This is a genomic window from Actinomycetospora corticicola (assembly GCF_013409505.1).
Classification (GTDB): Bacteria; Actinomycetota; Actinomycetes; order Mycobacteriales; family Pseudonocardiaceae; genus Actinomycetospora; species Actinomycetospora corticicola.
Map to the genome: position 1 here is coordinate 1244229 of NZ_JACCBN010000001.1, position 25281 is coordinate 1269509.

The 25281-nt window shown below is 75.2% G+C and carries 23 protein-coding genes; 14 read left to right on the forward strand and 9 right to left on the reverse strand.

All coding sequences use genetic code 11. From position 1 onward, the window contains the following. Positions 1-6 precede the first annotated feature (6 nt). Entirely contained in the window at positions 7-840 is an 834-nt protein-coding gene (locus BJ983_RS05885; RefSeq protein WP_343053767.1) for a hypothetical protein, read from the reverse strand. A gap of 60 nt (positions 841-900) precedes the next feature. Here BJ983_RS05885 and BJ983_RS05890 point away from each other — a divergent pair, with 60 nt between their 5' ends. The 6 genes from BJ983_RS05890 to BJ983_RS05915 all read left to right on the forward strand — a co-directional run bounded on the left by BJ983_RS05890 (position 901) and on the right by BJ983_RS05915 (position 7728). Next, the gene (locus BJ983_RS05890; protein ID WP_179792968.1) at positions 901-1686 is read left to right on the forward strand and encodes a hypothetical protein; all 786 of its coding nucleotides are present in this window, start codon (positions 901-903) and stop codon (positions 1684-1686) included. 236 nt (positions 1687-1922) lie between these two features. Beyond that, the gene (locus BJ983_RS05895) at positions 1923-3821 is read left to right on the forward strand and encodes a glycosyltransferase family 39 protein (RefSeq protein WP_179792969.1); all 1899 of its coding nucleotides are present in this window, start codon (positions 1923-1925) and stop codon (positions 3819-3821) included. A gap of 40 nt (positions 3822-3861) precedes the next feature. Further along, positions 3862-5019: an alpha/beta hydrolase fold domain-containing protein gene (locus BJ983_RS05900; protein WP_179792970.1), complete on the forward strand. Its 1158-nt coding sequence runs from the start codon at positions 3862-3864 to the stop codon at positions 5017-5019. 32 nt (positions 5020-5051) lie between these two features. Next, on the forward strand, positions 5052-5846 hold the full coding sequence (locus BJ983_RS05905) for a methyltransferase domain-containing protein (protein ID WP_179792971.1): 795 nt from the start codon (positions 5052-5054) through the stop codon (positions 5844-5846). A 30-nt stretch (positions 5847-5876) separates the two neighbouring features. After that, on the forward strand, positions 5877-6878 hold the full coding sequence (locus BJ983_RS05910) for an endonuclease/exonuclease/phosphatase family protein (RefSeq protein ID WP_179792972.1): 1002 nt from the start codon (positions 5877-5879) through the stop codon (positions 6876-6878). Positions 6879-6903: 25 nt separating this feature from the next. Beyond that, positions 6904-7728, forward strand: a complete 825-nt coding sequence (locus tag BJ983_RS05915; protein WP_179792973.1) for an NAD(P)H-binding protein — start codon at positions 6904-6906, stop codon at positions 7726-7728. Here the strand turns inward: BJ983_RS05915 and BJ983_RS05920 are convergent. The 4 genes from BJ983_RS05920 to BJ983_RS05935 form a co-directional block, all read right to left on the reverse strand. Then, a complete protein-coding gene (locus tag BJ983_RS05920) occupies positions 7715-8764 on the reverse strand; it encodes a phenylacetaldoxime dehydratase family protein (RefSeq protein WP_179792974.1) in 1050 nt (349 codons plus the stop codon). The genes BJ983_RS05915 and BJ983_RS05920 overlap by 14 nt on opposite strands. 578 nt (positions 8765-9342) lie before the next feature. Then, on the reverse strand, positions 9343-10131 hold the full coding sequence (locus BJ983_RS05925) for an SDR family NAD(P)-dependent oxidoreductase (protein WP_179792975.1): 789 nt from the start codon (positions 10129-10131) through the stop codon (positions 9343-9345). 225 nt (positions 10132-10356) lie between these two features. Further along, the gene (locus BJ983_RS05930) at positions 10357-11640 is read right to left on the reverse strand and encodes a sensor histidine kinase (protein WP_179792976.1); all 1284 of its coding nucleotides are present in this window, start codon (positions 11638-11640) and stop codon (positions 10357-10359) included. Further along, positions 11640-12314, reverse strand: coding sequence for a winged helix-turn-helix domain-containing protein (locus BJ983_RS05935; protein WP_179792977.1), 675 nt, complete (start codon positions 12312-12314; stop codon positions 11640-11642). Before BJ983_RS05935 ends, BJ983_RS05930 begins: the two co-directional genes overlap by 1 nt. Positions 12315-12466: 152 nt before the next feature. Between BJ983_RS05935 and BJ983_RS05940 the strand changes: the two genes are divergently transcribed. Next, entirely contained in the window at positions 12467-13639 is a 1173-nt protein-coding gene (locus BJ983_RS05940) for a Mur ligase family protein (RefSeq protein WP_343053770.1), read from the forward strand. Next, positions 13636-14388 carry a glutamine amidotransferase gene (locus BJ983_RS05945; RefSeq protein WP_179792978.1) on the forward strand — a complete coding sequence of 251 codons (753 nt, stop codon included), beginning with the start codon at positions 13636-13638 and terminating at the stop codon, positions 14386-14388. Before BJ983_RS05940 ends, BJ983_RS05945 begins: the two co-directional genes overlap by 4 nt. On the opposite strand, the gene BJ983_RS05950 is transcribed toward BJ983_RS05945, so the two are convergent. Further along, positions 14354-15259, reverse strand: a complete 906-nt coding sequence (locus tag BJ983_RS05950) for a LysR substrate-binding domain-containing protein (protein ID WP_179792979.1) — start codon at positions 15257-15259, stop codon at positions 14354-14356. The two genes, BJ983_RS05945 and BJ983_RS05950, sit on opposite strands and share 35 nt — an antisense overlap. Positions 15260-15379: 120 nt before the next feature. Between BJ983_RS05950 and BJ983_RS05955 the strand changes: the two genes are divergently transcribed. Next, positions 15380-16591: an MFS transporter gene (locus BJ983_RS05955; protein ID WP_343053772.1), complete on the forward strand. Its 1212-nt coding sequence runs from the start codon at positions 15380-15382 to the stop codon at positions 16589-16591. A gap of 612 nt (positions 16592-17203) precedes the next feature. Here BJ983_RS05955 and BJ983_RS05960 read toward each other — a convergent pair. Beyond that, a complete protein-coding gene (locus BJ983_RS05960) occupies positions 17204-17617 on the reverse strand; it encodes a TIGR03668 family PPOX class F420-dependent oxidoreductase (RefSeq protein ID WP_179792980.1) in 414 nt (137 codons plus the stop codon). Continuing rightward, positions 17617-18447 carry an LLM class F420-dependent oxidoreductase gene (locus tag BJ983_RS05965; RefSeq protein WP_218890128.1) on the reverse strand — a complete coding sequence of 277 codons (831 nt, stop codon included), beginning with the start codon at positions 18445-18447 and terminating at the stop codon, positions 17617-17619. Before BJ983_RS05965 ends, BJ983_RS05960 begins: the two co-directional genes overlap by 1 nt. 60 nt (positions 18448-18507) lie before the next feature. Between BJ983_RS05965 and glsA the strand changes: the two genes are divergently transcribed. Genes glsA through BJ983_RS05980 form a run of 3 tightly spaced genes read left to right on the forward strand, consistent with a single transcriptional unit; the run spans position 18508 to position 21388 of the window. Beyond that, positions 18508-19620, forward strand: a complete 1113-nt coding sequence (gene glsA, locus BJ983_RS05970; RefSeq protein ID WP_246325906.1) for a glutaminase A — start codon at positions 18508-18510, stop codon at positions 19618-19620. 33 nt (positions 19621-19653) lie between these two features. Beyond that, positions 19654-20415 (forward strand): glucose 1-dehydrogenase, encoded by a 762-nt coding sequence (locus BJ983_RS05975; protein WP_179792983.1) that lies wholly within the window; start codon positions 19654-19656, stop codon positions 20413-20415. 40 nt (positions 20416-20455) lie between these two features. Continuing rightward, a complete protein-coding gene (locus tag BJ983_RS05980; RefSeq protein WP_343053773.1) occupies positions 20456-21388 on the forward strand; it encodes an alpha/beta hydrolase in 933 nt (310 codons plus the stop codon). Positions 21389-21394: 6 nt separating this feature from the next. Here the strand turns inward: BJ983_RS05980 and BJ983_RS05985 are convergent, their stop codons facing one another. Next, the gene (locus tag BJ983_RS05985) at positions 21395-22192 is read right to left on the reverse strand and encodes a helical backbone metal receptor (protein WP_179792984.1); all 798 of its coding nucleotides are present in this window, start codon (positions 22190-22192) and stop codon (positions 21395-21397) included. Positions 22193-22274: 82 nt separating this feature from the next. Here BJ983_RS05985 and BJ983_RS05990 point away from each other — a divergent pair, with 82 nt between their 5' ends. Next, entirely contained in the window at positions 22275-23627 is a 1353-nt protein-coding gene (locus BJ983_RS05990; RefSeq protein WP_179792985.1) for a wax ester/triacylglycerol synthase domain-containing protein, read from the forward strand. A gap of 89 nt (positions 23628-23716) precedes the next feature. Further along, complete coding sequence (locus tag BJ983_RS05995) at positions 23717-25258, forward strand: NHL repeat-containing protein (RefSeq protein ID WP_179792986.1); 1542 nt, start codon at positions 23717-23719, stop codon at positions 25256-25258. Positions 25259-25281: the final 23 nt, after the last annotated feature.

The following is a 25281-nucleotide window of genomic DNA, read 5'->3' on the forward strand; positions in this document are numbered from 1 at the left end:
TTCTGCTCACCTGCTCCGCACCTGGTGCAGGGCCAGCACCCCGTCCGCCGCGCCCGTCTGTTCCCAGGTCCCGGACGCCGCCGTCCACGTCCGCCCGTCGTAGCTGACCCGGTCCAGCGCCAGGCGCGTCGAGTGCCCCACCAGCCAGGACGCGATCGCCCAGCCGTTCTCCGCGTTCTGCGGGCCCGAGAGCCGGGCGTTGCCGAGCTCGGCCCGCGCGAGACCGGCGACGGTGTCCGCGGGCGGCTGCGACAGGTCGAGGTCGGTGCAGGTCAGCCCGCCCGGGTTCTGGCCGAGGAAGGCGACGGCGAGGGTGCGGGCCTCGGGCTCGTGGTCGGCGTAGGCCTCGGGGAAGCCGCTGCGCTGGACGCGCTGCGCCGCCTCCGTGACGTCCATGCCGGCCCATCCCGGCGTCGCGAGCAGGGCGTCGTAGAACTTCGTCGACGAGGTCACGGTGTCGAGCAGCTCGGACACGGTGCCCCAGCCCTGTGAGGGCCGCTGCTGGAAGAGGCCGACCGAGTCCCGGTCGCCGCCGCGGAGGTTCGCGAGCGTGGACTCCTGGATGGCCGTGGCCAGGGCGATCGTGATCGCCCGGTCCGGCGCGCCGAGCTTGCGACCGACCGCCGCGATCGTCGCCGCGTTGTCCATCTGCTCCGGCGACCCGCTCCAGCTCGACCGCAGGCCCGGGGAGTTCGGGGGAGCGGTGACCGTGCAGGTGGGCCGGGCGAGGGGACCGCTTCCCGAGACCACGACGACCAGCACCACCAGCGCGAGGAGGACCACGGCGCCCAACGTCGCCGGGAGCAGCCAGCGCGGGCGCGTCCGCGGAAGCTCCGTCACACCGGTCAGCATCCCATCCGGGTCGGTTTCGTCCGGGTGACGCCCGGGAATGATGTCTTGGTGACCAAGACATCGGACTCCGTCCGCGCCATCGCGGTGCTGGTGACGGCCGTCGCGCAGTTCATCGTCGGGTCGATCGGGGGCTCGGGTGCCCTCGGACGGCCGATAGGAGAGGTGTCCGCCTCCCTCGAGACCCCGATCGTCCCCGCGGGCGGGGCCTTCGCCATCTGGGGCCTCATCTACCTCGGGGTGCTCGTCCTCGCGATCCGCCAGGTGCTGCCCTCGCAGTGGGACCGCCCCGTGCACCGCGCCACCGGCTGGTGGCTGGTCGGCGCCGCGATCGCCAACATGGCTTGGATCGTGCTCTTCTCCCAGCCCCTGCCCGGCTTCGCCGAGATCGTGATCGTCGCCCTGCTCGTCTGCCTGGCCGTGGTCCTCGCCCGCCTCGCCACCTTCCCGACGACGGGGGCCGACTTCTGGCTCCTCGCGGTCCCGGTCGCGTTCTACGCGGGCTGGGTGAGCGTCGCGACCGTCGTCGGCACCGCGGCCACGGGTGTCTGGGCCGGCCTGCCCGGGACCGGCGGCGTCGCGATCCTGCTCGGTGTCGTGATGCTCGTCGTGACCGGTCTGATCGCGGCCGTCGTGACGTCCGCCGGTCCGGCCCCGGTCGCGTACGCGCTGTCGGTGCTGTGGGCGCTCGGCGGGATCGTCGTGGCGGGCCGCCCGGTGCTCGTCGTCATCGCGGCCCTCGTCGCGGCGGCGATCGTGATCGCGGCCGTGGTCCGTCGCCTCCTGGTCGACGGCACCGTCAGGACCCGCACGAAGCAGCCCTCCCGGGTCGCCTGACCGGCCGCCGCGGCAGGGAGTCATCGCATGATCATCAGGCCCTCATCGGTCCGGTCCGGGCCCGACCACACCGATGAGGGTCTGTTGATCACGCCCCGGGGGGGCGGGAGGATCGCGCCCCGTCGACCGGTCGTCGCGGGCACCTCACAGCGCACGGACACCACCCGGCGGGCGCACAGGGAGCGCACAGCAACGGCACACCCGACGGTGAGGGACCGGGGTGATCGTCTGCGCTCGTGACCGCCACCCTCACCCGCCCGGCCGCGCCCGCCGGTCGTCGGGAACGCGCCTGGTTCGGGCCGGCCCTCGCCGGCCTCCTCGCCGTCACGGCGCTGATCGACCTGTGGGACCTCGGTGCCCAGGGCGACGCCAACCCCTTCTACGCGGCGGCCGTGCAGGCCTCGACGCGCAACCCCGTGGCCTGGCTGTTCGCCGCGGTGGACGCCCCCGGGCTCATCACGGTCGACAAGCCGCCGGCCGACAACTGGTGGATGGGCCTGTGGGCGAACCTGTTCGGCTTCTCGCCCTGGTCGATGCTCATCCCGCAGGCGCTGCTGGGGATCGGGTCGGTGGCGCTGCTGGTCCTCGCGGTGCGCCGCTGGAGCGGGGACGTGGCCGCGATCGGGGCGGGCGCGGTGCTCGCGCTGACGCCGGTCGTGGTGATCATGTCGCGGTTCGACGACCCCGACCCCATGCTCACGTTCCTGCTGGTCGCGGCCGCGTACACGCTCGTCCGCGCGGTGGACGCGGTGACCACCCGGGCCGGGACGGCGTGGTTGGCCGCGACCGGCCTGCTCATCGGGCTGGGGTTCCTGGCGAAGATGGGCGTGGCCCTGCTGGTGCTGCCGGCGTTCGCGGTGACCTTCCTCGTGGCGGCCCGGGGCACCTGGGGGCGACGGCTGGGCCAGCTCGTCGTCGGGGGCCTCGGGATCGTCGTGGGGGCCGGGTGGTTCCTCGCGCTGGTGTCGCTCTGGCCGGCCTCGGAGCGTCCGTGGATCGGCGGGTCGGACGACGACTCGCTGCTCCAGCTCGCCGTCGGCTACAACGGGCTCTCCCGCCTGCAGGGCCGTGGCGGCGGGGGACGGCCCGGCGGCTTCGGTGGCGAGACGCCGGGGCTGGAGCGGCTGTTCACCGGGCAGTTCGCGGGCCAGATCGCGTGGTTGCTGCCGGCGGCCCTGCTCGCCCTCGTGGCCCTGCTCTGGGTGACCCGCCGGGCCCCGCGCACCGACCGGGTGCGGGCTGCGGCCCTGCTCTGGGGCGGATGGCTGCTGGTCAGCGGCGCGGTGTTCTCGTTCATGGCCGGGACCGTGCACTCGTACTACACGATCGTCATGGCCCCGGCGGTCGCGGCGCTCGTGGCCGTCGGCGCACGCGAGGCGTGGCAGCGGCGGGAATCGTTGGGCGCCCGGGTGCTCCTCGCCGTCGGGATCCTCGTCAGCGCCGCGTGGGGATTCGCCCTCCTGGACCGCGCCCCGACCTTCGTGCCGTGGGTCCGCTGGCTGGTGCTGGTCGCGGGGATCGTCGCGGTGGTCGTGGTGCTCCTCCCGGCGGGCCTCGCACGCCGCGGCGGGGTGATCGCGGCCGTGGCACTCGGCCTGGTCGGCGCGCTTGGCGGGACCACGGCCTGGGCGGTCGACACGGTGGTCAAGCCGCACACCAGCGCCGACTCCCCGGGGCCGACCGTCCACGACGCCCGCTCCACCCACGGCCCGGGCGCGGGGCGCGGGGGACCCCCGGGAGGCTTCGCCGGCTTCGGCGGCCGCACCGACCCGCAGGTCGTGGCGCTCCTGCGGACCACGACCGACCAGTGGTCGGCGGCCACCCCCACCACGATGGCCGCCGCGAGCCTCGAACTCGCCAGCGGCACCTCGGTGATGGGCCTCGGCGGGTTCTCGGGCAGCGACCCCGCGCCCACGCTCGCCGCCTTCCAGGCCGACGTCGCCCAGGGGCTCGTCCGCTACTACGTCGTCCCGACGACGACGGGCGGTTCCGCGGACGCCCGGTACGCCCAGGTCTCCGGGCACTCCGGACGGGGCCGGGCGATCCTGCCGATCCAGGACTGGGTGGCCGCGCACTACCGCGGGACCCGGGTGGGTGCGGACACCGTCTACGACCTCGTGGCGCCGCGAGCCTGATCACCCGCACCGGAGGGCGCGCCTCGACGAAGATCGGGGCGTGACCCTCCTGGCCCTCGCACGGGCGGCGCTCGGGATCGTCGGCGTGCTCGGCACCGTGGCCCTCGCGGTGATCGTGCTCGGCACCTTCCTGCCGCGGGTGCCGGTGATCGGGTTCCTGGGGTCGTTCGTGTCCGGGCAGTACCCCCTGCACGCGGCACTCGGGGCCCTCGTCGGGCTCGCGGCCGGGGTCGGGCTGCTCGCCCTCGGGGTCCCGCGCCTCGGCGGGGTGGTGACGACGGTGGGTGCGCTCGCCGTGGTCGGCACCCTCGTCGCGCTCGGGACGCAGGCCGCGGCGGCCCGGGCCGCCGGGGTGCGGGTGGACTGGGGTCTGGCCCTCACGGCGGTCGACCAGCGGGGCGCCCCGCCGGACCTCGTCGTGGAGTACCAGCCCGGGCTGGAGCTGGCCGTGCACCTGCCCTCGGGGCCGGGGCCGCACCCGGTGCTGGTGTGGGTGCACGGCGGCAGCTGGGTCCGCGGGACCACGGCGGACCGCGCGCGGGCCAACCGCTGGTACGCCGACCGGGGGCTCGCCGTGGTGGCGGTGCAGTACCGGCTGCCCGGCGACCCGCCGCTGCCCGGCGCGACCCTCGGCGAGGCGCAGCGCCACGACGTCGCCTGCGCGCTCGCGTGGGTCGGCGGACCGGGGGCCGCCCACGGGCTCGACGCGGGCGCGGTGGTCCTCGGGGGCCAGTCCGCCGGGGCGACGCTGGCGCTCTCGACGACGGCGGCGCTGGTCGGCGTGCCCCGGGCGTCGTTGCCCGCGGGGTGCCCGGCGCCGGCGCCGCGCGCGACCGTCGCGTTCTACCCCGTCGTCGACATGACGCAGATCGCGCTCGGGCTGCAGGACGCGGTGTTCGGCGGTCCCACCTCCGCGCACCCGGCCCTGACCCGCGCCGCCTCGCCGGGCGACCTCGTCGATCCCCGCCTGCCCCCGACGCTGCTGGTGCTCGGGAAAGCCGACAACTTCATCCGGGCCGACCTCGTCCGCGACCTCGACGCCGAGCTCCGCGCCGCGGGCGTGCCGGGCCGACTGGTCCAGGTGCCCTATGCCGATCACGTCTTCGATCACCCGTACGGCTCACCGGGCGCACAGATCGCCCGGCCCGCCGTCCTCGCGTTCGTCCGGGAGCGGATCTCGGACCCGTCCGGCCGCTGACGACGGGCCCCGCGTCGCGTTGCATGGTCGACGTGACGGAGCGTGGAGCGGACATCCACCGGGTGTTCCACGACGTGGAGCGGGCCGCGTCGGCCGGCCCCGCCGTGGAGTTCCTCCGGGCGGTCGAGGCGGCGCCGTCGGTGCTGGCCTACCGCACCCGGCTCGAGGAACACCTCGCCCCGGTCGCGGGGGAGACCGTGCTCGACGTCGGGTGCGGCGCCGGGCACCACGCGGCCGCGATCGCGGCGGCGCGGGCGGCGGCGGACGCGCCCGGACCCGTCGTCGGGATGGACCGACCGCGGATGCTCGAGGAGGCGGCGGACCGGTACGGGGACGCGGTGCGGTGGCTGCCCGGGGCGGCCGAGGCGATGCCGCTCGAGGACGACAGCGTCGACGCCGTCTACGCCGAGCGGGTGCTGATGTACGTGGACGACGCGGTGGACGTGGTCGCCGAGATGGCCCGGGTCCGCCGCCCCGGCGGGCGGGTGGCGCTGTTCGAGCTGGACTACGCGTCGATGGTGCTCGGCGGGGACCCGAAGACGGCCGACGAGGTGCTCGGGGTGGTGTGCGGGACGGTGGCCTGCGACCGGATGGGCCGCGCGCTCGGACGGCTGCTCACCGACGCGGGCGTGCTGGTCGTTGAGCAGGCGCCGTTCGCCATGCCGATCCCGCCGCCGGTGTGGGCCTCGGCGGTGCGCGCGCCGGTCGAGGAGGCGGTCGCCGACGGGCGGCTCGACGCCGGCCGCGTGGCCGCGTGGTTCGACGCGGTCGAGGCCCCCGGCGCCTACCCGGGGTCGGTGACGGGGGTCCTGGCCTGCGGGCGGTGATCGTCCTGGCGTGACTGGGACGATGATCGGGTGCGCCGATCCCTGCCCGCCGTGCTCGGCGCCCTCGTGGGCCTCGTGGTCGCCCTCGCGGTGCTCCTCCCCGGCTACGTCGGGCTGGACCGCGTCACCCCGTTCGTCCAGCTCGCCGCCCTGACCCCGCTGCTGCTCGTGGTGGTGATGGTCTCGGCGTTCGTCGGCCGGTTCGCCGGGGTGCTCGTCCGGCGGAAGGGACCGCCGCTCGACGAGCGCCGACCCCGTCTGTTCGCGGCCGGGTTCGCGGCGATGGTCGCGGCCGCCCTGGTGGCGCTGACCGCCGCGGGCATCGTCGGGAGCCGGCTGCTCGCCGACGACGCTCCCGTCGGGTCCCGCGGCCCCACCGTGCTCACCGTGAACACCGACCGGGGCCGCGCCGACGTCGACGCCCTGGCCGCGCTGGTACGCGAACGGGCCGCCGACGTCGTGGTCCTGCCGGAGGCCGGGAACCTGTTCCGGGCGCGACTCACCGCCCTGCTGCCCGACTACCGCGGATGGACCGCGGACGCCTCCTCGCCCGACGACGTCGCCTCGACGTCCCTGCTGCTCGGCCCGCGGGTGCCGGCCCCGCAGATCCGGTCGGTCCCCGGGCGGCTCTTCGGCACGCTCGACGCCACGGTCTCCGGGGTGCGGGTCGTCGCCGTCCACGTGGCGGCGCCCTATCCGCCCAGCCAGGTCGGCCTCTGGCGCGACGACCTGGCGCGGCTCGTCGCGCCCGCGTGCGGGACGCCGCCGGCCGGCCCGACGATCGTCGTCGGCGACCTCAACGCCACCGCCGACCACAGCGTCCTCCGGGCCGCGACGGCCGGCTGCACCGATGCCCTGCCGGCCGCGGGGTCGGGCACGGTGGCGACCTGGCCGACCGCCCTCCCACGGTGGTTCGGCCTCCAGGTCGACCACGTGCTCGTCGGGGGCGGGCTGGGCGTCGCCGACGCGGAGGTGCTCGACGTCCCCGGCACCGACCACCGGGCGGTGCTGGCCCGGCTCGTGGTGGGCTGAAGCGGCGCGGAGCAGAGTGGACCCCATGACCGTCCTCGTCACCGGCGCCCGTGGCGCCGTCGGATCCGCCGTCCGCTCCGGCCTGCTCGCCGCCGGTGTCGACGTCCGCGCCGCCGGGCGCGACCCGTCGGTCCTTCCCGACGACGGGTCCGCGCGGGTCGCGCTCGACCTCGACGACCCGTCGTCGTACGGACCGGCGCTCGACGGCGTGGACCGGGTGTTCGTCTACGTCGCCGAGGACCTGCGACCGTTCGCGCGGGCGATGGCCGACGCCGGGGTCCGGCACGCCGTCCTGCTGTCCTCCGAGTCGGTGCTGACCGAGCCGGAGCCCGAGCCCGGGGGGATCGCCGCGCACCACGCCGACGCGGAGACGGCCCTGCGCGGGGCCGGCATCACGACGACGGCGCTGCGTCCCGGGGCGTTCGCGGGCAACACCGGGCAGTGGTCGCGGGGGATCGCGGCCGGGTTCGTCGAGCTGCCGTTCCCGCGGTCCGCCACCACCCCGATCGACGAGCGCGACATCGGTGACGTCGCGGTCGCCGCCCTGCTCGCCGACCCGGTCGACGAGTCGGTGCACGTGACCGGGCCGGAGTCGCTGACGATGGCCGAGCAGGTGGCGCAGGTCGCCGAGCGGCTGGGGCGGCCGATCGAGGTCCGCGCCGTCGACCCCGACGTCGCGCGGGAGCAGATGGCCCGGTTCGTCCCGTCCGCGGTCGTCGACTCGCTGTTCCGCTACTGGCGGGACACCGACGGGGTGCCCGCCCCGGTCACCGACGAGGTCGCCCGCCGCACCGGTCACCCCGCGCGGACCTACCGGCAGTGGCTCACCGAGGTCTTCACGGGAGCGTGAGCAGCGTCGGGGCGAACGGGAGCAGCCCCGTCGTCGGGACGCAGTTGACGTACTCGAAGCGGGCGCTGCGGGGGAGCACCACCACCTCGTGCCAGGTGACGACCGAGCGGGCGTCGCCCCAGTGCCGCTTGGCCTCGATGGCGTGCTCGTAGATCGCGAGGTGCGTGTGGTGGCTCGCGGCCCACTCCTCGAGCTCGCCGAGGGCGTGGAAGTACCCGAGCACCGACGTCTCGCGGCGCGGGGCGAGGGAGGCCGGGTCGAGGGAGGTGAGGATGCGCAGCGAGAGCGTGCCGGTGTCGGTGGGGTGCTCGCGCAGGTGGTCCATCCCGGTGAGCAGCTTCGACTGCAGGTTGTGCTCGTAGTCGACGAGCTGCTCGCCCTCGGCGGGCTCCCAGAACTGCCCGGAGCGGATGACGGCCGTGTCGTGCGAGCACTCGACGCGCAGCCGTCGCCCGCGGGACGGCACGTCGGTGCGGCGGACCTGCTTCCCGACCGCCTCCAGCGGGTCGATGGCCGACACCGGGAAGCGGTCGCGGGCGGCGCCGAAGTAGCCGTTGGTGGTCATCGGCTCGCGGCTCGTCCCGCGGCACCCGGCGAAGCCGAAGGGCCACCGCGGGTCGGAGTAGATCGTCTCGAAGCGGTCGGGGTGGACCTGGAGCACCTCGTGCCAGGCGCCGATCGTCGCGGTCGCCGGGTCGAGCCGGTCGAACCACGTCGGCAGCGGCGCGTCGTGCAGCCAGCGCTCGTGGGCGGTCGGGTCCTTCCAGTACGCGAGGTGGACGAGCTCGACGGTGCCCTCCGGCCCGGTCGCGACCAGCAGCTCGGTCGACTCCGGACCGTCCGCGCTCGCTCGCGCCAGGGCCAGGAACTCCTCCTCGGCCGGGCCGCCGCGCTCCGGCAGCTGCACGGCGAGGTAGTCCGCGGTGAGCAGCGAGGTCGGCGCGTCGAGGACGAGGGTCCAGCGGGGGGCGCGCGGCTCGTGGCCGGGCGGACGGCGCTCGGGCAGGACGCGGGGGTACGACACCGTCCAACTCACCCGACGACCCTCGCAAGTGCAGGACCACCCGACAAGGTGCTGCTCGATCGGTCCCGACACGGGTCGTCCGCCGCTCCCGGGGGTCCGACACGTCTGCCGACGGGGTGTCGGCACCCGATGCGGTGTCGAGCAGGAGGAACGTGCGTGTGGGTGACCCACGGGGCGTGAACGCCGCCCGAACGGCGGGCGAACGACGGCGTTGACACCGGCCGGGCACGGAGTACCGTCGGCGTCGTCGATGTGGTCCCGATCACAGGGTACAAGTCCACGACCGAAGCACCCGTGGATCGACTCACAGCGGCACGACCGACGTCCCCTCGTGGAAGCTGGTGATCGTTTGATCGCAGGGAGCATCCCGCACCGGACCGGCTCGTGCCGCTCAGAGGACATCGGCCGCCCGTAGCCCCCGAGGCACGGCGCGGCGACGCCGAGAGAGCGCAGACCCACGAGCGGTGAGCCGCGGCCAGGACGTCAGTCCGAGGCGGGTCCCGAATCCGAACCCCTCCGAAGCCCACGGCGGCGCCACTCCCTCACGCGGGGGTGGCGCCGCCGCGGCACGTCCGGCCCTCCCCGGGCACTCAGTAGTGCACGACCCCCGGCTGCCCGCCGCCGGCGCCCAGCGAGTCGCCCGTGACCGCCACCGCGCGGGGCGAGGCCAGGAACGTGACCACGTCCGCCACCTCGGCCGCCGTGATGATCCGCCGCAGGCTCGTCGTCGCCTCGAGCCCCTCGCGCGCCTCGTCCTCGGAGATCCCGCGCTTCCCGGCGATGTCCGCGAGCATGCCCGGGGTCCGCTCCGTGTCGGTGATCCCCGGGTGCACGCAGGTCACGTTGATGCCCTGCGGTCCGAGCTCGTCGGCGAGGTTCGCCGTCAGCGCCGCCACCGCGACGTTCCGGATCGTCCCCGCGATCGACCCCGTCTTCCGCGCGTTCAGGCCGCTGATGTTCACGATGCGCCCGGCACCCTGCGCGATCATCGCCGGCGCCACCGCGCGTGCCGTCCGCAGGTAGCCCATGACCTTCGTGTCGAACTCGACCTGCACCGCGTCGTCGGTCAGGTCGGTCAGCTTCGGGATCGGCGCCCCGCCCGCGGGCCGTGCCGCCGCGTTGACCAGCACGTCCACCCCGCCCCACGCCTCCACGACCCGGTCCACCGCCGCCCGCACCGCCGCGTCGTCGGTCGTGTCGGCCGTGAGCTGGAGGGTCTCGCCGTTCACCTGCTGCGCCGCCGCGTCCAGGTCCACCGCCGTCCGCGCCACGAGCGCGACCCGCGCGCCCTCCGCCGCCAGTGCCTGCGCGCACGCCAGTCCGATGCCACGCGACGCCCCGGTGACGATCGCGCGCGCTCCACCCAGTCCGAGGTCCATGGGCGCTGCCTTCCCCGTCCGCGTCGGCTCCACCCCTTCGGAGACGACGGGTGCACCGCCGCCCCCATCGAATCGGAACGAACGAGTCGTTCGTGCACCTAGAGGCCACGAACGGCCCGTTCGTGCCGAACGGCTCGGGTTCGACGGCCCGCGATCACGAGCTCGCCGCCGTGAGGGGAGGATCCGAGCGCTCTTGTGGCACGAGGGTTCCCCTCACGCGGAGGATCAGTCCGAGGCGGCCGGGAGCAGCAGGGTGATCGTCGTCGGGGCGGCCGAACGCAGGCGGAGCCGGCCGCCCTGGTCCTCGGCGAGCCGGCGAGCGAGGGCGAGACCGATGCCGTGGCCCTCGGTGGGGGAGCGGGTCGCGAACAGCGCCGATTCGTCGACCGTCAACGCCCCGGAGTCCGCCACGTCGAGCGCCACCGCCGGGCCGGCATCCCGCACGGTCACGGTCACCGGAGCCTCCCCGTGGACCCGCGCGTTCTCCAGCAGGACGGTCAGCACCTGGCGGACCGCCGCCTCCGAGCCCGAGATGCACGCCCCGTCGTCGGGAAGGACGAGGTCGACGGCCATCCCGTCGGCGCCCACCTCCTCGACGACCCGCCGGCTCAGCGCCACGACGTCCACCCGCGAGCGGCGCTCGCCGGCGGGTTCGCGGGCGAGGGCGAGGAGTTCGGTGACCGTGCGGTCGAGGCGGTCGGCGGATTCGAGCGAGCCCTCGATCGCCTCGGCGACCCCGGGCGAGCCCGGCGGCAGCGTCGCCGCCTCCTCGAGGCGCAGCCGGAGCCCGGCGAGCGGGGTGCGCAACTGGTGGGACGCCTCGGCGGAGAACGCGCGCTCGCGGGCGAGGAGGTCGGCGAGGCGGGTCGCGGTGAGCGAGAGCGAGCGCTGGACGGCGGCGACCTCGGGGACGGCGGCGTCCGCGGCGTCGGCCGAGACGGTGAAGTCGCCCTCGCCGAGGCGGCGCGCGTCGTCGGCGAGGACCTCCAGCGGCGCGGCGAGACGGGTCGCGAGCCGCCGGGCGACGAGCCGGGTGCCCGCGACGGCGGCGACCCCGAGCACGAGCATCACCACCCACGTGACGGCGGTCCGCTCCACGGCCTCGCCCTGCGACCGCTCCGCGCGCAGCACCCCGACGCGACGGTCACCGTCCAGCACCGGCACCGCGACCAGGAAGGTCCCCGCGGAGCTGCGTCGCTCGACCCGCCCGGTCAGCGCCCCGGTCAACGACGCGTCGAGCCGGTCCGGCCCGTCGCCGGTGACCCGCCGGCCGTCCAGCGCGTAGACCGCGCCGGGGCTCTCGGCGGAGATGGGCGAGACGGCGGTCGGGACCTGCCCGGCCGCGAGCACCGGCCCGATCGCGTCCGCGGCGACCTGCGCGTCCCCCTCGAGGTCCGTCTGCTCGTCGACCACGTAGTACCGCGCTGCGCCCACCGCCAGCGGCAGCCCGAACACGGTGATCGCCACCATCGACACGATCACCGCGAACCGCACGATCCGGGCGCGCATCAGACCTTCTCGAGGCGGTAGCCGTGGCCGCGCACGGTCGCGATCACGGGCTCCGGGCCGAGCTTGCGGCGCAGGGCGGCGATGTGGACGTCGAGGGTCTTCGTCGACCCCGACCAGTGCTCGTCCCACACGTCGCTCATCAGCGCCTCGCGCGAGACCAGCACCCCCGGCTCGGCCGCGAGCCGCGCCAGCAGGTCGAACTCCTTGGCCCGCAGCCCGAGCTCCTCGCCCTCGCGCGTCACCCTCCGGGCCGCGAGGTCGATCGCCAGGTTCCCGACGACGAGCCGTGACCCGCGGTCCTCGGGCAGCGCGGCACCCGCGCGGCGCAGGTGCGCCCGCACCCGCGCGGCGAGCTCGGTGAAGCGCACCGGCTTGGTGAGGTAGTCGTCCGCGCCGGCCTCGAGCGCGACCACCACGTCCATCTCGTCGTCGCGCGCGGTGACCACCACGAGCACGGCGTCCGGGAACGTGACCCGCAGCCGCCGGCACACCTCGGTGCCCTCGAGGTCGGGCAGCCCGAGGTCGAGCAGCACCAGGTCGGGCGCGGGGAGCGACCGGACCAGCGCCGACCCGCCGTCGGGAAGGGCCGTCACCTGATGGCCCTCCGCCTGCAGACGGGAGCTCAGCACCCCCCGGATCGTGTCGTCGTCCTCGACGACCCACAGCTGCGCCACAGCCGATCACCGTACGGTCCGCGTCGCCGCCTTTGCGCCTGCGCGTCGTCTTGCCGACCGTTAACCCGTCCGCGCGCACGATCACCGCTGTGACCCCGAGGCTGCCGACGCGTGCCCGACTGGCCGTCGCTGCTGCACGCAGCGTGAGCGGGGTGGCGCGCCGGACGGGGCGGAACGGTTCCGTGATCGGGGGCCGGGTCGCGACCGTGCTCGACGGTCGGGTGCTCGCCCGGCTCGCCGTGGGCCGGACGGTCGTGCTGGTCACCGGGACCAACGGCAAGACCACGACCACCTCGATGATCGCCCGGGCCCTCGGCGGCGACGGCGAGGTGGCCACCAACCACCTCGGCGCCAACATGCCCGACGGGATCACCACCGCCCTGCTCGACGCCCCCGGCAAGCGCCTCGCCGTCATGGAGGTCGACGAGTCCTACCTCGGCGAGGTCGCCGCGGCCACGGACCCGGCCGTGATCGTCCTGCTCAACTTCAGCCGCGACCAGCTCGACCGGGTCGGCGAGGTCCGCACCGTCGCCCGTCGGGTCGGCGACGCCGTGGCGGCGCACCCGCGGGCCCGGGTGGTCGCCTTCGCCGACGACGTCCTCTGCGCCGGCGCCGGCCTGCGCTCGGCGGCGCCGCTGTGGGTGTCCTCGCCGTCGTCCTGGACCGGGGACGCCGGGGTGTGCCCCCGCTGCGACGGGCCGGTCACGCACGCGGGGCTGCGGTGGACGTGCGGGTCGTGCGGGCTCACGCGCCCGCCGGGGAACTGGGCGATCGTCGACGACGACGGGTGGTGCGCCCGCGGTCCCGACGGTGTGGACGTGCCGCTCGAGCTCGCCCTGCCCGGCCACGCGAACCGGTTGAACGCGACGTTCGCGATCGCGGTCGCGGCGGAACTCGGGGTCGAACCCGCCGTCGCGGCGGCCCGGCTGCGCGGCCTCGAACAGGTCGGGGGCCGGTACCGGACGGTGACGCGGCCGGGCGGCACCACGCGCCTGCTGCTCGCCAAGAACCCCGCCGGCTGGGCGCAGGTGCTGGACCTGCTCGACGAGGGGCCGGGGCGGCCCGTCGTCGTCGCGGTGAACTCCCGTGAGGCCGACGGCCGCGACGTGTCCTGGCTCTGGGACGTGCCCTTCGAACGGCTCGCCGGGCACCCGGTGGTGGTCGCGGGGGAGCGGTCGGCGGAGCTCTCCGTGCGGCTGGCCTACGCCGGGCTCCCGCACCGGCTGGCCGACGACGCGGTCCGGGCGACCCGGGACACGGTCGGCGCCGTCGACCTCGTCGGCAACTACACCGCCTTCCACGACGCGGCGCGGGTGCTCACGTGAGCGCCACGATCGTCCTGCTCCTGCCCGAGGTCCTCGGGACCTACGGCGACGCCGGGAACGCGGCCGTCCTCGCGATGCGTCTGCGCTGGCGCGGCCTGGACGCGGACGTCCACACCGTGGGCTGGGACGACCCGGTCCCCGCGGGCGGGGACGTCTACGTGCTCGGCGGCGGGGAGGACGCGGCGCAGATGCTCGCCGTCGAGCGCCTGCGGGACTCGGCCGGGCTCCGGCGGGCGCTCGACCGCGGCGCGCCGACCCTCGCCGTGTGCGCCGGGCTGCAGATCCTGGGTCGGGCGTTCACGGTCGCCGACGGCACCCGGGTGCCCGGGCTGGGGCTGCTCGACGTCGAGACCGTGCCCGGCCGGGGGCCCCGCCGGATCGGCGACGTGACCGCCGACGCCCTGCTCGACGGGCTCGACGACCCGCTCGTCGGCTTCGAGAACCACGGGGGCATCACCACGTTGGGCCCCGGCGCCACGCCGTTGGCCCGGGTGCGGGGTGGTGCGTCGGGGAACGGCACGGGCGACCGGGCCGAGGGGGCCGTGGGCGGCTCCGTCGTCGGGACCTACCTGCACGGACCGGTCCTCGCGCGGAACCCCGCCCTCGCCGACCTCCTGCTGACCCGCGCCCTGGGCGACCTGCCGCCGCTCGACCTGCCGGAGGGCCTGCCGTCGTCGACCGCGGGTCGCCTCGGTGCTCGATTTCGGGGACCGTTCAGCTCAGCCGCTGCGCGACGTGCGGGGGCATGAGGACGGCTCGGCGGGCCAGTAGCGCGACGAAGCGTGAGGTCAGGGCGTCGGGGTCCGGCCCCGTCGTCGCCGCCAGCTCGCGGGTGATCGCGGGGACGGGTCGGGCGATCCGGCCCGCGAACGACGTCGGGACGATCCCGGCCGGGACGAGGGCCGGTCCGAGGCCGGCCTCCACGAGCAGCGGGGCCATCGCGGTCTGCTCGGTGCGGACGGCGGCCCGGGGCCGGAAGCCCGCCTCGCGCGCCGCCCGGTCCAGTTCCTCGGCGAGCCCGTGGCTGGGGGAGTACTGCACCCACGCCGCGTCGGCGAGGCGCTCGAGCGCGATCTCGTGGTGCCGGACGTCGGGCGGGCCCTCGGCGGGGAGCAGCACCACCAGCTCCTCCGTCCCGAGCACCCGCACCCGGCCACGCCACCCGGGGGCCGTCGGACCGACCGCGACGTCGGCCTGCCCGGCCTGCATCGCCGTCGTCATGGTCTCGGTGGTGCGGTGCTCGAGCAGTCGCACCGTCACGTCCGGATGCTCCGCGCGCCACCGCGTGAGCACGGGCGGGAGCACCCCCAGCCCCGTCGAGTAGACGGTCGCGATCCGCAGCTCCCCGGCGTCGGTCCCGACGACGGCCCGGGCCGCGGTGGTGCCCCGGGCGGCGGCATCGACGGCCGCGCGGGCGTGGGGGAGGAGCGCCCGGCCGGTGGGCGTGAGCGTGACCGAGCGGGGCAGCCGGCTGAACAGCGTGGTGCCCAGCTCCGACTCCAGCGCGGCGATCTGCTGGGACAACCCGGGCTGCGACACCCCCAGAATCCCGGCCGCACGTGTGAACGAGCCCTCGTCGACAACCGTGAGGAACGACTCCAGCTGGCGCAGCGTCGGCACGTGACCAGGATAGACAAGCTGAGCTTATCGACCTCTGCGTGTCGGTTCTTCGACTTATGGGCGCGGCGTGCCGACCCTGGATCGCGTCGTTGCTGGATCGATCCCGTTGGAGAAGCCGCCGTGATCCGTCGTCCTTCCGCAGGGCTCGCGTTGTTCGCCCTCGCCGTCGGCACCTTCGGCATCGGGACCACCGAGTTCGTCATCATGGGCCTGCTGCCCGAGGTCGCCGCCGGGCTCGGGGTGTCCGTGTCCGAGGCCGGGCACCTCATCTCGGCCTACGCCCTCGGCGTCGTCGTCGGGGCCCCGCTGCTCGCCGGGGCGGGGGTGAGCTTCTCCCGACGACAGGTGCTGATCGCGCTGATGGGCACCTTCGCCGTCGGGAACCTCCTCTCGGCCCTCGCGCCGGAGATGGGCTCGCTGCTCGTCATCCGGTTCCTCACCGGACTGCCGCACGGCGCGTTCTTCGGTGCCGCGTCGGTGACCGCCGCGTCGATGGTCGCCCGGGACCGCCGCGCCACCGCCGTCGCCCGCGTCTTCCTCGGCCTGACCATCGCGAACGTCGCCGGCGTCCCGCTCGGCACCCTGCTCGGGCAGGCCCTCGGCTGGCGCGCGACGTTCGCCGCGGTCGGCCTGATCGGCGTCCTCGCCGTCGTCGCGGTGTGGGCGTTCGTCCCCGAGGCCGCCCCCACCGGCGGGGGTCGGGCGGCGTTGAAGACCGAGGTGTCCGCGCTGCGCCACCCGCAGGTCCTGCTCTCGCTCGGTGCCGTGGTGTTCGGCTTCGGCGCGATGTTCGCCTGCTACTCCTACGTCACCCCGATGCTCACCGACGTCGGCGGGTTCGCCCCCACCACCGTGACCCTGCTGCTCGCCGTGGTCGGCCTCGGCATGACGGCGGGCTCGATCGTCGGTGGCCGCCTCGCCGACCGCGCGCCGCTTAAGACCCTGTGCGGCTGCCTCGTCGCCCTGGCCGTCGTACTCGCGACCTTCCCGCTGACCGTCGGCACCCCGCTGCTCGCCGTGCTCTCGCTCTTTGGAGCAGGCATGTTCTCGCTGGCCCTGGGCCCGGCGATCCAGACCCGGATCATGGACATCGTCGGCGACGCCCCCACCATGGCGTCGGCCGCGATCCAGTCCGCCTCGAACGTCGCGAACTCCCTCGGCGCCTGGCTCGGCGGGATCGTCATCGCCGCCGGCTTCGGCCTGCTCGCCCCGGCCCTGGTCGGCGCGGTCCTCGCGATCGCCGGCCTGGCGGTGCTGCTGGTCAGCGGCGGACTGCAGGTGCAGGCCCGCCGGGAGGCCCGTCGCGACGAGGCGACGCTGGTCCCGGCCTGAGTCCCGAGTTCCGAGCGAAGGGCACCCCCGGTCGATCTACTCGTCCGGAGGTGCCCTTCGCTCGTTCTGCACGTCGGCGCGACGACCCGTTGCGGGTCGCACACGGTCGGCGCGGCTCGTCCTCGCGAGGGGCCGCGTTGTGGGCCGCACCCGATCGCTCCATCGGGGCCCTGGGGCAGCGATGAAGACGCTGGTCGCGAGCAAGATCCAGATCAGCCGAGCGAAGTGATCGCCCAGCGACCACTTCGCGCGGCGGAACCGGATCTTGCCGTGGGCCGGCCCGTCGGCGGGCCGCGCACACGTCGATCCGGCGCTCGTGTATCGCTCGTCGCGACGCGGGCGCCCTCCGACCCGGCACCACATGATCATGACCTCGTGCGCGACACGCCCAACCGCAGCTGCAACACGCTCACGAGGTCCTGGTCGGGCTGCCGACCTCACCGTGTGCGTGCCGCAACGCGCGCGGGCTGTGGAGGCCGCCCCGTCCCGCCGTGTGCGTTCCACGCAACGAAGACCCCGCGCGAGCGACGATGTGGCTTTCCTGCTGCTGGACGACAGCACGACGCTTCGCTGCCACAGGGGCCACGGGGGGAAGGGGGAGAGGACCCGCCGTCAGGAAGCCGACCACCCGGACCACCCGGTCACCGCGACCTCGATGACCGGCCCCTGCGGAGGGTCCGCCGCGTGCTGCGGGTACCGCGCGGCCAGAGCGTCGCGGGCCTCGTCGAGCACGTCGTCCCGCACGGAGGCCTCGCCGTCCGCGCGGACCCACCAGAGCGTGGACCAGTCGTCGGAGTACGCGTCGGCGAGCAGGGACACCGCCGGGTTGGCCTCGATGTTGCGCAGGCGCTTCAGGTCGCGCGTGCATTTCGGCTTCTGGTCGATCGCGATCAGCACCCGCGCACCGACCACCGCGAACACCACCGGCACCAGGTGCGGTCGGCCGGACCCGGACACCGTCCCGAGCCGGGCGACGCGCGCGGCGGCGAACCGTGCGCGCGCGTCGTCCGGACCGAGCGTCGGCATCAGTGCTGCGACACCAGCGGGGCCAGCTCGTCGAGCTCCTTCAGCACGGTGTCGCGGTCGGCGCTGGAGACGCCGTAGATGACGCGGTCGAGCCCGGCGCGGTGGTAGCCGTCGAGGGCCTCCTGCGAGGTCTCGGCCCCGAACAGCGACATCGGGATCCGGCCGCGCCCGGCGTCGGCGGCCCGCTGCTGGAGCTTCTCGGCGCGCTCGATGAACTCGTCGACGTTGTCCGGGCCGACGCGCTGCGGCAGCCACTCGTCGCCGAACTCGAGGATGCGGTCCTCGACGGTCGGGCCCATGCCTCCGACGATCACCGGCGGGTGCGGGGAGGTCACCGGCTTCGGGTAGGCCCAGCTCGTCTCGAAGCGCACGAACTCGCCGTCGTAGGAGGCCTCCTCCTGCGTCCACAGCGCCTTCATCGCCTCGACCTGCTCACCGAGGCGGCGCATGCGGGTCTTCGGGTTCGTGCCGTGGTCGGCCATCTCCTCGCGGTTCCAGCCGCCGCCGATCCCGAACAGGAACCGTCCGCCGGACAGGCGGTCGAGCGAGGCGACCTCCTTCGCGGTGTGGATCGGGTCCCGCTGGATCAGCAGGCAGATGCCGGTGGCGACCTTCAGCGTCGTCGTCGCGGCCGCCGCCCAGGAGAGCGCGACGAACGGGTCGTAGGTGTGGACGTACATCCGGGGCAGGTCGCCGCCGCCCGGGTAGGGCGACTGCCGGGACACCGGGATGTGGGAGTGCTCGGGGAACCAGAGCGAGTCGAACCCGCGGTCCTCGACCTCCTTTGCCAGGGTCGCGGGGTCGATCGCGTAGTCCGTCGGGAACATCATGATGCCGTGCTGCACACCAGGGGCTTCCCCCCGTGACGATCAGCCATGCGGCACGTCATCATGCGCGTCGTGTCGTGGGAAGAAACGCTCACCGAGCAGGAGAAGCGCCGGGCCCGGGAGCAGCTCGAGCAGCTGCTGGAACGGCAGGCCCGCATGGGCCACGCCGACGTCGTCACCTACTACCCGCCCGAGGCGATCGCCCAGCGCGACCTGTTCGCCCTGGCCGGCACGCACGTCGACGGCACGCAGTGGGCGGTCGGCGACTGCGACCACCGCTTCCCGCTGCAGTCGATCTCCAAGGTGTTCACCTATGCGCTCGCGCTGGAGGACAACGGCCGGGAGACCACCCTGACGCGGGTCGGGGTGGAGCCGAGCGGTGACCCGTTCAACGCGCTGGAGTTCGACTGGAACATGCGGCGCCCGCACAACCCGATGGTCAACGCCGGCGCCCTGGTCGCCGCGGACATCCTGGGCGGCTCGGACGTCGAGGAGAAGATCGGCCGCCTGCTCGAGCGGATGCGGATCTACGCCGGCAACCCCGACCTCGACGTCGACGAGGAACTGCTCGACTCGATGATGGCCGAGGCCGACCGCAACCTCGGCATCAGCTACTACATGCGCTCCCTCGGCATGCTGGTCGGCGAGGTCGACGAGATCCTCCGCGTGTACCTCGCCGCCTGCTCCGTGCACGTCAGCACCGCCGAGCTCTCCGAGATGGGCGCCACCCTCGCCAACGGCGGGGTCAACCCGCGGACCGGCGAGCGCGCCATGCCGCGCACCTACGTCCGCGACGTCATCGGCGTCATGTTCACCTGCGGCATGTACGACGCCGCCGGGCAGTGGGCCAACGACGTCGGCATCCCGGCGAAGAGCGGGGTCTCCGGCGGGATCATGGCCGCGATCCCCAACCAGGTCGGCCTGTCGGTGTTCTCGCCCGGCCTGGACATGCACGGCAACTCGGTGCGCGGCATCAACGTGTTCCGCGAGCTCTCCGACCGCTTCGGCCTGCACATCTTCGCCGACCCGGAGGAGACGCAGCTGGGCCGGCTCGGCGGGCGGGTCTGGCCCGAGCCGGCACCCGAGCCCGAGCCGGGGGCGCTCGACCCGGAGCCCCGGGAGGATCTTCCCGACGCCGGGTCGCCGCCGCCCGCGCTGGAGAGCTCGCAGGCCTGACGTCCGCGGCGGGAACTGGCTACGGTGCCCGCCGTGGGCATCCTCGATCGTTTCCGTCTCGACGACCGCGTCGCCGTGGTGACCGGCGCCTCCTCCGGCCTCGGGGCGGTGTTCGCCCGGACCCTCGCGGAGGCGGGGGCCGACGTGGTGCTCGGCGCGCGGCGCACCGACAAGCTCGACGACACCCGGACCGCCGTCGAGAAGGCCGGGCGGCGGGCGATCGCGGTGCGGACCGACGTGGCGTCCCCGGAGGACTGTCAGGCGCTGGTGGACGCGGCGATGAGCGAGTTCGGCCGGGTCGACGTCCTGGTGAACAACGCCGGCGTCGGCACGGCCGTCCCGGCGACCAAGGAGACCCCGGAGCAGTTCCGGCAGGTCATCGACGTCAACCTCAACGGCTGCTACTGGATGGCCCAGGCCGCCGCGACGGTGATGGGGGAGGGCAGCTCCATCGTCAACATCTCGTCGGTCCTCGGGATGACGACGGCGGGCCTGCCGCAGGCCGCGTACTCCGCCTCGAAGGCCGGGCTGATCGGCCTGACCCGCGACCTCGCCCAGCAGTGGACCCCGCGCAAGGGCATCCGCGTGAACGCCCTCGCCCCCGGGTTCTTCACCTCCGAGATGACCGACTCCTACCAGGACGGCTACCTCGAGTCGCAGCTCCCGCGCATCCTGGCCCGCCGCATCGGCGACCCGGAGGAGCTCGCGGCCGCGCTGGTCTTCCTCGTCTCCGACGCCGGGTCCTACTGCACGGGGATCACGCTGCCGGTCGAGGGCGGGCTGCTCACCAGCTGAGCCCTCGACGCGACCGGGCCCCGCGGTGTGGGATCGGCCGGTGAGCTGGGACCCCGACCTGGCCGCGGCACTGCCCGCGCTGCCCGACCTGCACATCGCCGACCTCGCCGTCGCCCGTGCGCGCATGCAGGAGGTGGCGGCGCGGACCCCGCCCCCACCGCCGGGGGCGGTCGTCGAGGAGTCGGCGCCGGGACCCGACGGTCCGGTCCGGGTGCTCCTCGCCCGCCCGCCGGTCCCGACGACGGGTGCCGCGCCCGGCGTGCTCGTGCTGCACGGCGGCGGCTTCGTCATGGGGTCCGCGGACATGTCCGCGACGCTCGCGGCCGGCCTGGCCGACGCGCTCGGCGCCGTCGTCGCGGTCCCCGACTACCGGCTCGCGCCCGAGCACCCCTACCCGGCCGCCCTCGACGACTGCGCCGCCGCGCTGGACTGGCTGGCGGCGCGACCCGACGTCGACCCCGCCCGGGTCGCCCTGCACGGCATGAGCGCCGGGGGCGGGCTCGCGGCGGCGCTGACGCTCCGAGCGCGCGATGAGGGCGGGCCGGCCGTGTGCTTCCAGGTCCTCGACGCCCCCGAGGTCGACGACCGGCTGGACACCCCGTCGATGCGGGCCTTCGTCGACACCCCGCTGTGGAGCCGGCCGGACGCCGAGCGGAGCTGGCAGCACTATCTCCGTGGGCTTGACGGAGGCGAGGTCCCGGTGCACGCCGCCCCTGCCCGGGCGACCGACCTCACCGGTCTGCCCCCGGCCTACGTCGTGGTCTACGAGAACGACCCCCTGCGCGACGAGGGCCTCGCCTACGCGTCCGGGCTGCTCGCCGCCGGGGTGAGCGTGGAGCTGCACCTGTTCCCCGGCACCTTCCACCGCTCGGTGATCCTCGCCGGGGCAGCGGTGTCGCAGCGCCAGGCCGCGGAGACGGTGGCGGCGCTGCGAGGTGGCCTGCGGCCAGGTGAGCAGAAAAGGTCGCTATGACGACCCTTACTGCTCACGTGCGCGGAGCGCACCCGGCAGCGTCACCGCCGCCTCCAATAGGCTCGGGCCGTACCAGGTGAGCAGGCGCCCGCTGACCAGCCGGGCCGGGGCGGCGAAGGCCTCCGGTCCGTCGTCGGCGGTGAAGAGGTAGGGCTCGTCGGGCAGGACGACGAGGTCGTGCGCCGGCAGGTCCGCCGGGTCGAAGCGCGGGTAGCGCTCCGCGGTCGGCCCGCCGTCGGCGAGGACGTTGTCGACGCCGAGCCGGTCGAGCAGGGCGCCCGCGAACGTGTCGCACCCGACCGCCATCCACGGCCTGCGCCAGATCGGGATGACCGCGGTGCGGCGCTCGTCGTCGGGAACGCGCCCGATCTCGCCCCACGCCTTCTCCGCGCCCTCCAGCCAGGCCGGCCGCTCCAGCCCGCACGCGGCGAGCATCCCGTCGAGGCTGGAGAACGCGCCGTCGACGGTGCGCACGTCGGTGACGTAGACGGCGAGCCCGCGGTCGCGCAGCGCGGCGATGTGCTCCGGCTTGTTCTCCTCCTCGTTCGCGACGACGAGGTCGGGCTCGAGGGCGACGATCGCGTCCAGGTCGGGGTTCTTCGTGCCGCGGATGCGGGCGGGCGGCGTGACGACCTGCTCGTCGAGGTCGACGGGGTGGGTGCACCAGTCGGTGACGCCCACGAGCAGGTGCGGGTCGGAGACCCCGATCGCCTCGGTGAGGGACGGGACGAGGCTGACCACGCGGCGCACCTTGTCGGGCACCTGCACGGTCGTCCCCTGGTCGTCGATCGGCACGGCGCTCATGGTCACCAGTCTGCCGGGTGCCTGCGCGCGGTGGTCCCGCTCACCCGGTACCGTCCGTACCTCACACTTGCGGAGGGGTGCGATGGACCGCTGGGCGTCCGGGATCGACACGGCGTGGTTGCAGCTCGAGCAGGAGACCAACCGCATGGTCGTGCACGGGCTGCTGTTCTGCGACGGGCCCGTCGACGTCGAGGAGCTGCGCGGCCGGATCCGCGAGCGGTGGGTCGACGTCTACCCCGGGTTCCGGCAGCGGCCGACCTGGCCGACCGGCCCGATCGGGCCCGCCCGCTGGGTCGACGCGCCGCCGGACCTCACCGTCCACGTCACGACGATGGCGCTCCCGCAGCCCGGGGACGACCACGCGTTGGCCCGGCGGATCGGCGAGCTGATGTCGACGCCGCTGCCGGCCGACCGGCCGTGGTGGCGGGTCGAGGCGATCACCGGCTACGCCGGCACCGCCGTGCACGTCGCGATCCACCACGGCCTCGCCGACGGGGTCGCCCTCAACCACCTGTTCCACGCGCTCGCCGACCCGGTCTCCGACCCCCGCACCCCGGCCGCGTACGTCGACCCGCCCCGGCAGGCCCAGCCGGTCCACGACGTCCGGCTCTTCCGCCGCGAGGTGCGGGACCGGGCCTCCGCCCTGTGGGCGACGGTGAAGCGGTCGCGGACGCCCGAGGGCGCGGCGGAGCTCGGCGCGACCGGCCGGGCGATCAAGAACTCGGCGTGGCTGCTCGCGGCCCCGCCGCGGGAGAAGCCGTCCCCCCTGCAGGGCCGGCCCGGCGTCGCGAAGGGCGCCCGGTGGACCCGCGACGTGGAGCTCGACGTCGTGAAGGCCGCCGGGAAGGCCGCAGGCGGCAGCGTCAACGACGTGCTCTGCGCGGCCATCGCGGGGGCACTGCGCTCCGTGCTCGGTGCGGACGTGCCCCGCCTGCGCGCCGTGATGCCGACCAACCTGCGGCCGCTGGACCGGCCGATCTCGGACGACCTGGGCAACGAGTTCGGGCTCGTGCTCCCGCCGCTGCCCACCGACGAGCCCGACCGCACGCGGCGGATCGAGCGGATGCAGCGGTCGATGGCGACGATCAAGCGGACCAACCAGGCGCTCGCGAGCTTCACCGGGATCGCGGCGGCCGGGCTGGGCACGGCACGGCACACGCAGGCGCTGGTCGCCCGCTACGCCCGCGCCGGCTCGCTGATCATCTCCAACGTCCCGGGGCCGCTCGAGGAGCTGACGATCGGCCCGGTGCGGGTCCGCGACGTCATGTTCTGGGTCCCGTGCTCCGCCCGGCTCGGGCTCGGCGTGTCGGTCCTGTCCTACGCCGGGCGCGTCCGCCTGGGTATCGACGCCGACCTCGGGCTGATCGGCGGCCAGGAGGGCCTCGACCGGTTCACCGAGGCGCTGGACGACGAGTTGGCCGCACTTCGGAGGTAGACCACCCGATCGTGGACAACTTTCGCTAAGCTGGCGGGCGCTGCCAGCCATGCTGCTGGTCGCACTCTTGCGAGAGAGGAGCGATCTCCGTGTCCCGGGCCGCGCAGAGCCGCCCGTCCACCGGCGTCCGCGGTGCCCCGTGCCCGCTGCTGCCGGGTGTCGTCCCAACCGAGCTCGTGCCCGCCCGCCCCGCGTGGGCCGCCGAGGCGCTCGCCGTCGCTCCCGACGGTCGGCTGTGGGCCGCGCATCCTCTCGCCGGCACCGTCTCGGTGCTCGACCCCGCGACCGGGGACGTCGAGGTCGTCCTCGGCCCCGAGGGTCCGCTCACCGCGCCCGTCGCGCTGGCCCTCGCCGCCGACGGCGCCTGCTTCGTCGTCGACGGGCCGCCCGGTCTCGTCTGGCGCTGCAGCCCCGGCGGGACCACCTGCCTGGTCGCCGACGGGCTCCTCGCCCCCGGCGGGATCGCGGTGCTCGGCGGCCGTCTCGTCGTCGGCGAGACCGGGCCGCACGGGCGGCTGCTGGAGGTGCTTCCCGACGGCGGGTCGCGGGAGATCGCGGCCGGGCTCGACGTCGGCGGCACCCTGGGCGTGAGCCCCGACGGGCGGGTGCTGGTCCCGGGCCCCGCCGGCGCGGTCCGGGCGGTCGATCCCGACGGCAGGGCCGAGCGGCTGTGCGACGGCCTCGAGGACCCCGTGGCGGCCCGGGTCGACCCGGCCGGTCGGACGCTGGTGCTCACCGGCGACGGTGCCGTCCACGTCGACGGGGAGGTGGTGCCGACCGGGCTGACCGGCGCGGACGACCTCGCGATCGGCCCCGACGGCACCTGGTACGTCTCCGGCCGGGGCACCGGTGAGCTGGTGGCGCTCGCCCCCGACCGGTCGCGACGGCAGGTCCTCCCGCCCGGGCTCTCCGGCCCCGGCGGGTTGGCCGTGCTCGGCGGACGCCTGTACGCCGTGGACCACCAGACGCTCGTCGAGGTGGTCGACGGCGGCTTCCGGCTGCTCGGGGTCGGCGCGTCGACGTGGCGGGGGCTCGCGGCGGTCGGGGACGAGCTCCTGGCGACGACGGTGGACGGGGAGCTGCACGCCATGACCCCCGGGGTGACCAGCCGTCGCCTCGTGGCCGGGCTGGAGCGGCCGGCCGGGCTGGTGGCGGTCGCGGGGGAGGTGCTGGTCGCCGAGTCGGGGGCCGACCGGGTCGTGCGGGCGGGCCGCGCCGGCGAGGTCGACCCCGTCGCCTCGGGGTTCGGGCGCCCGACGGACCTCACCACCGCCGACGGCGAGGTCTGGGTGACCGATGCCGAGCGCGGCCAGGTCGTCCGGCTCTCCGACGGGCTCGTGGTCGCCGCGGGGCTGGCGCGGCCCGAGGGGCTGGTCGCCCACGGGGCGGCCCTCTACGTGGTCGAGGCGGCGGCCGGCCGCCTGACGCGCGTGGACCCGCGCACCCGGACCGCCACGCCCGTCGTCGGGAACCTGCCGCTGGCGTCGCTGCCGCCGCACGTCCCGGAGCGGGGGTACGCGGTGGGCCCGCAGCGCCCCGCGCCGTACGCGGCCCTGGCCGTGCACGACGGCGGGCTGGTGGTCGGTCTGACCGGGACCGGGAGCGTGCTGAGGTGCGCCCTGCGCCGGTAAGTGCTCCGTGCCCCGACACGGAG

Coding starts and splice junctions, on each gene's coding strand:
- BJ983_RS05915 (WP_179792973.1), top strand. CDS start 6,904: ATGACCGTCCTCGTCACCGGCGCCCGTGGCGCCGTCGGATCCGCCGTC.
- BJ983_RS05925 (WP_179792975.1), bottom strand. CDS start 10,131: ATGGACCTCGGACTGGGTGGAGCGCGCGCGATCGTCACCGGGGCGTCG.
- BJ983_RS05930 (WP_179792976.1), bottom strand. CDS start 11,640: ATGCGCGCCCGGATCGTGCGGTTCGCGGTGATCGTGTCGATGGTGGCG.
- BJ983_RS05960 (WP_179792980.1), bottom strand. CDS start 17,617: ATGCCGACGCTCGGTCCGGACGACGCGCGCGCACGGTTCGCCGCCGCG.
- BJ983_RS05965 (WP_218890128.1), bottom strand. CDS start 18,447: ATGATGTTCCCGACGGACTACGCGATCGACCCCGCGACCCTGGCAAAG.
- glsA (WP_246325906.1), top strand. CDS start 18,508: ATGCGCGTCGTGTCGTGGGAAGAAACGCTCACCGAGCAGGAGAAGCGC.
- BJ983_RS05985 (WP_179792984.1), bottom strand. CDS start 22,192: ATGAGCGCCGTGCCGATCGACGACCAGGGGACGACCGTGCAGGTGCCC.
- BJ983_RS05990 (WP_179792985.1), top strand. CDS start 22,275: ATGGACCGCTGGGCGTCCGGGATCGACACGGCGTGGTTGCAGCTCGAG.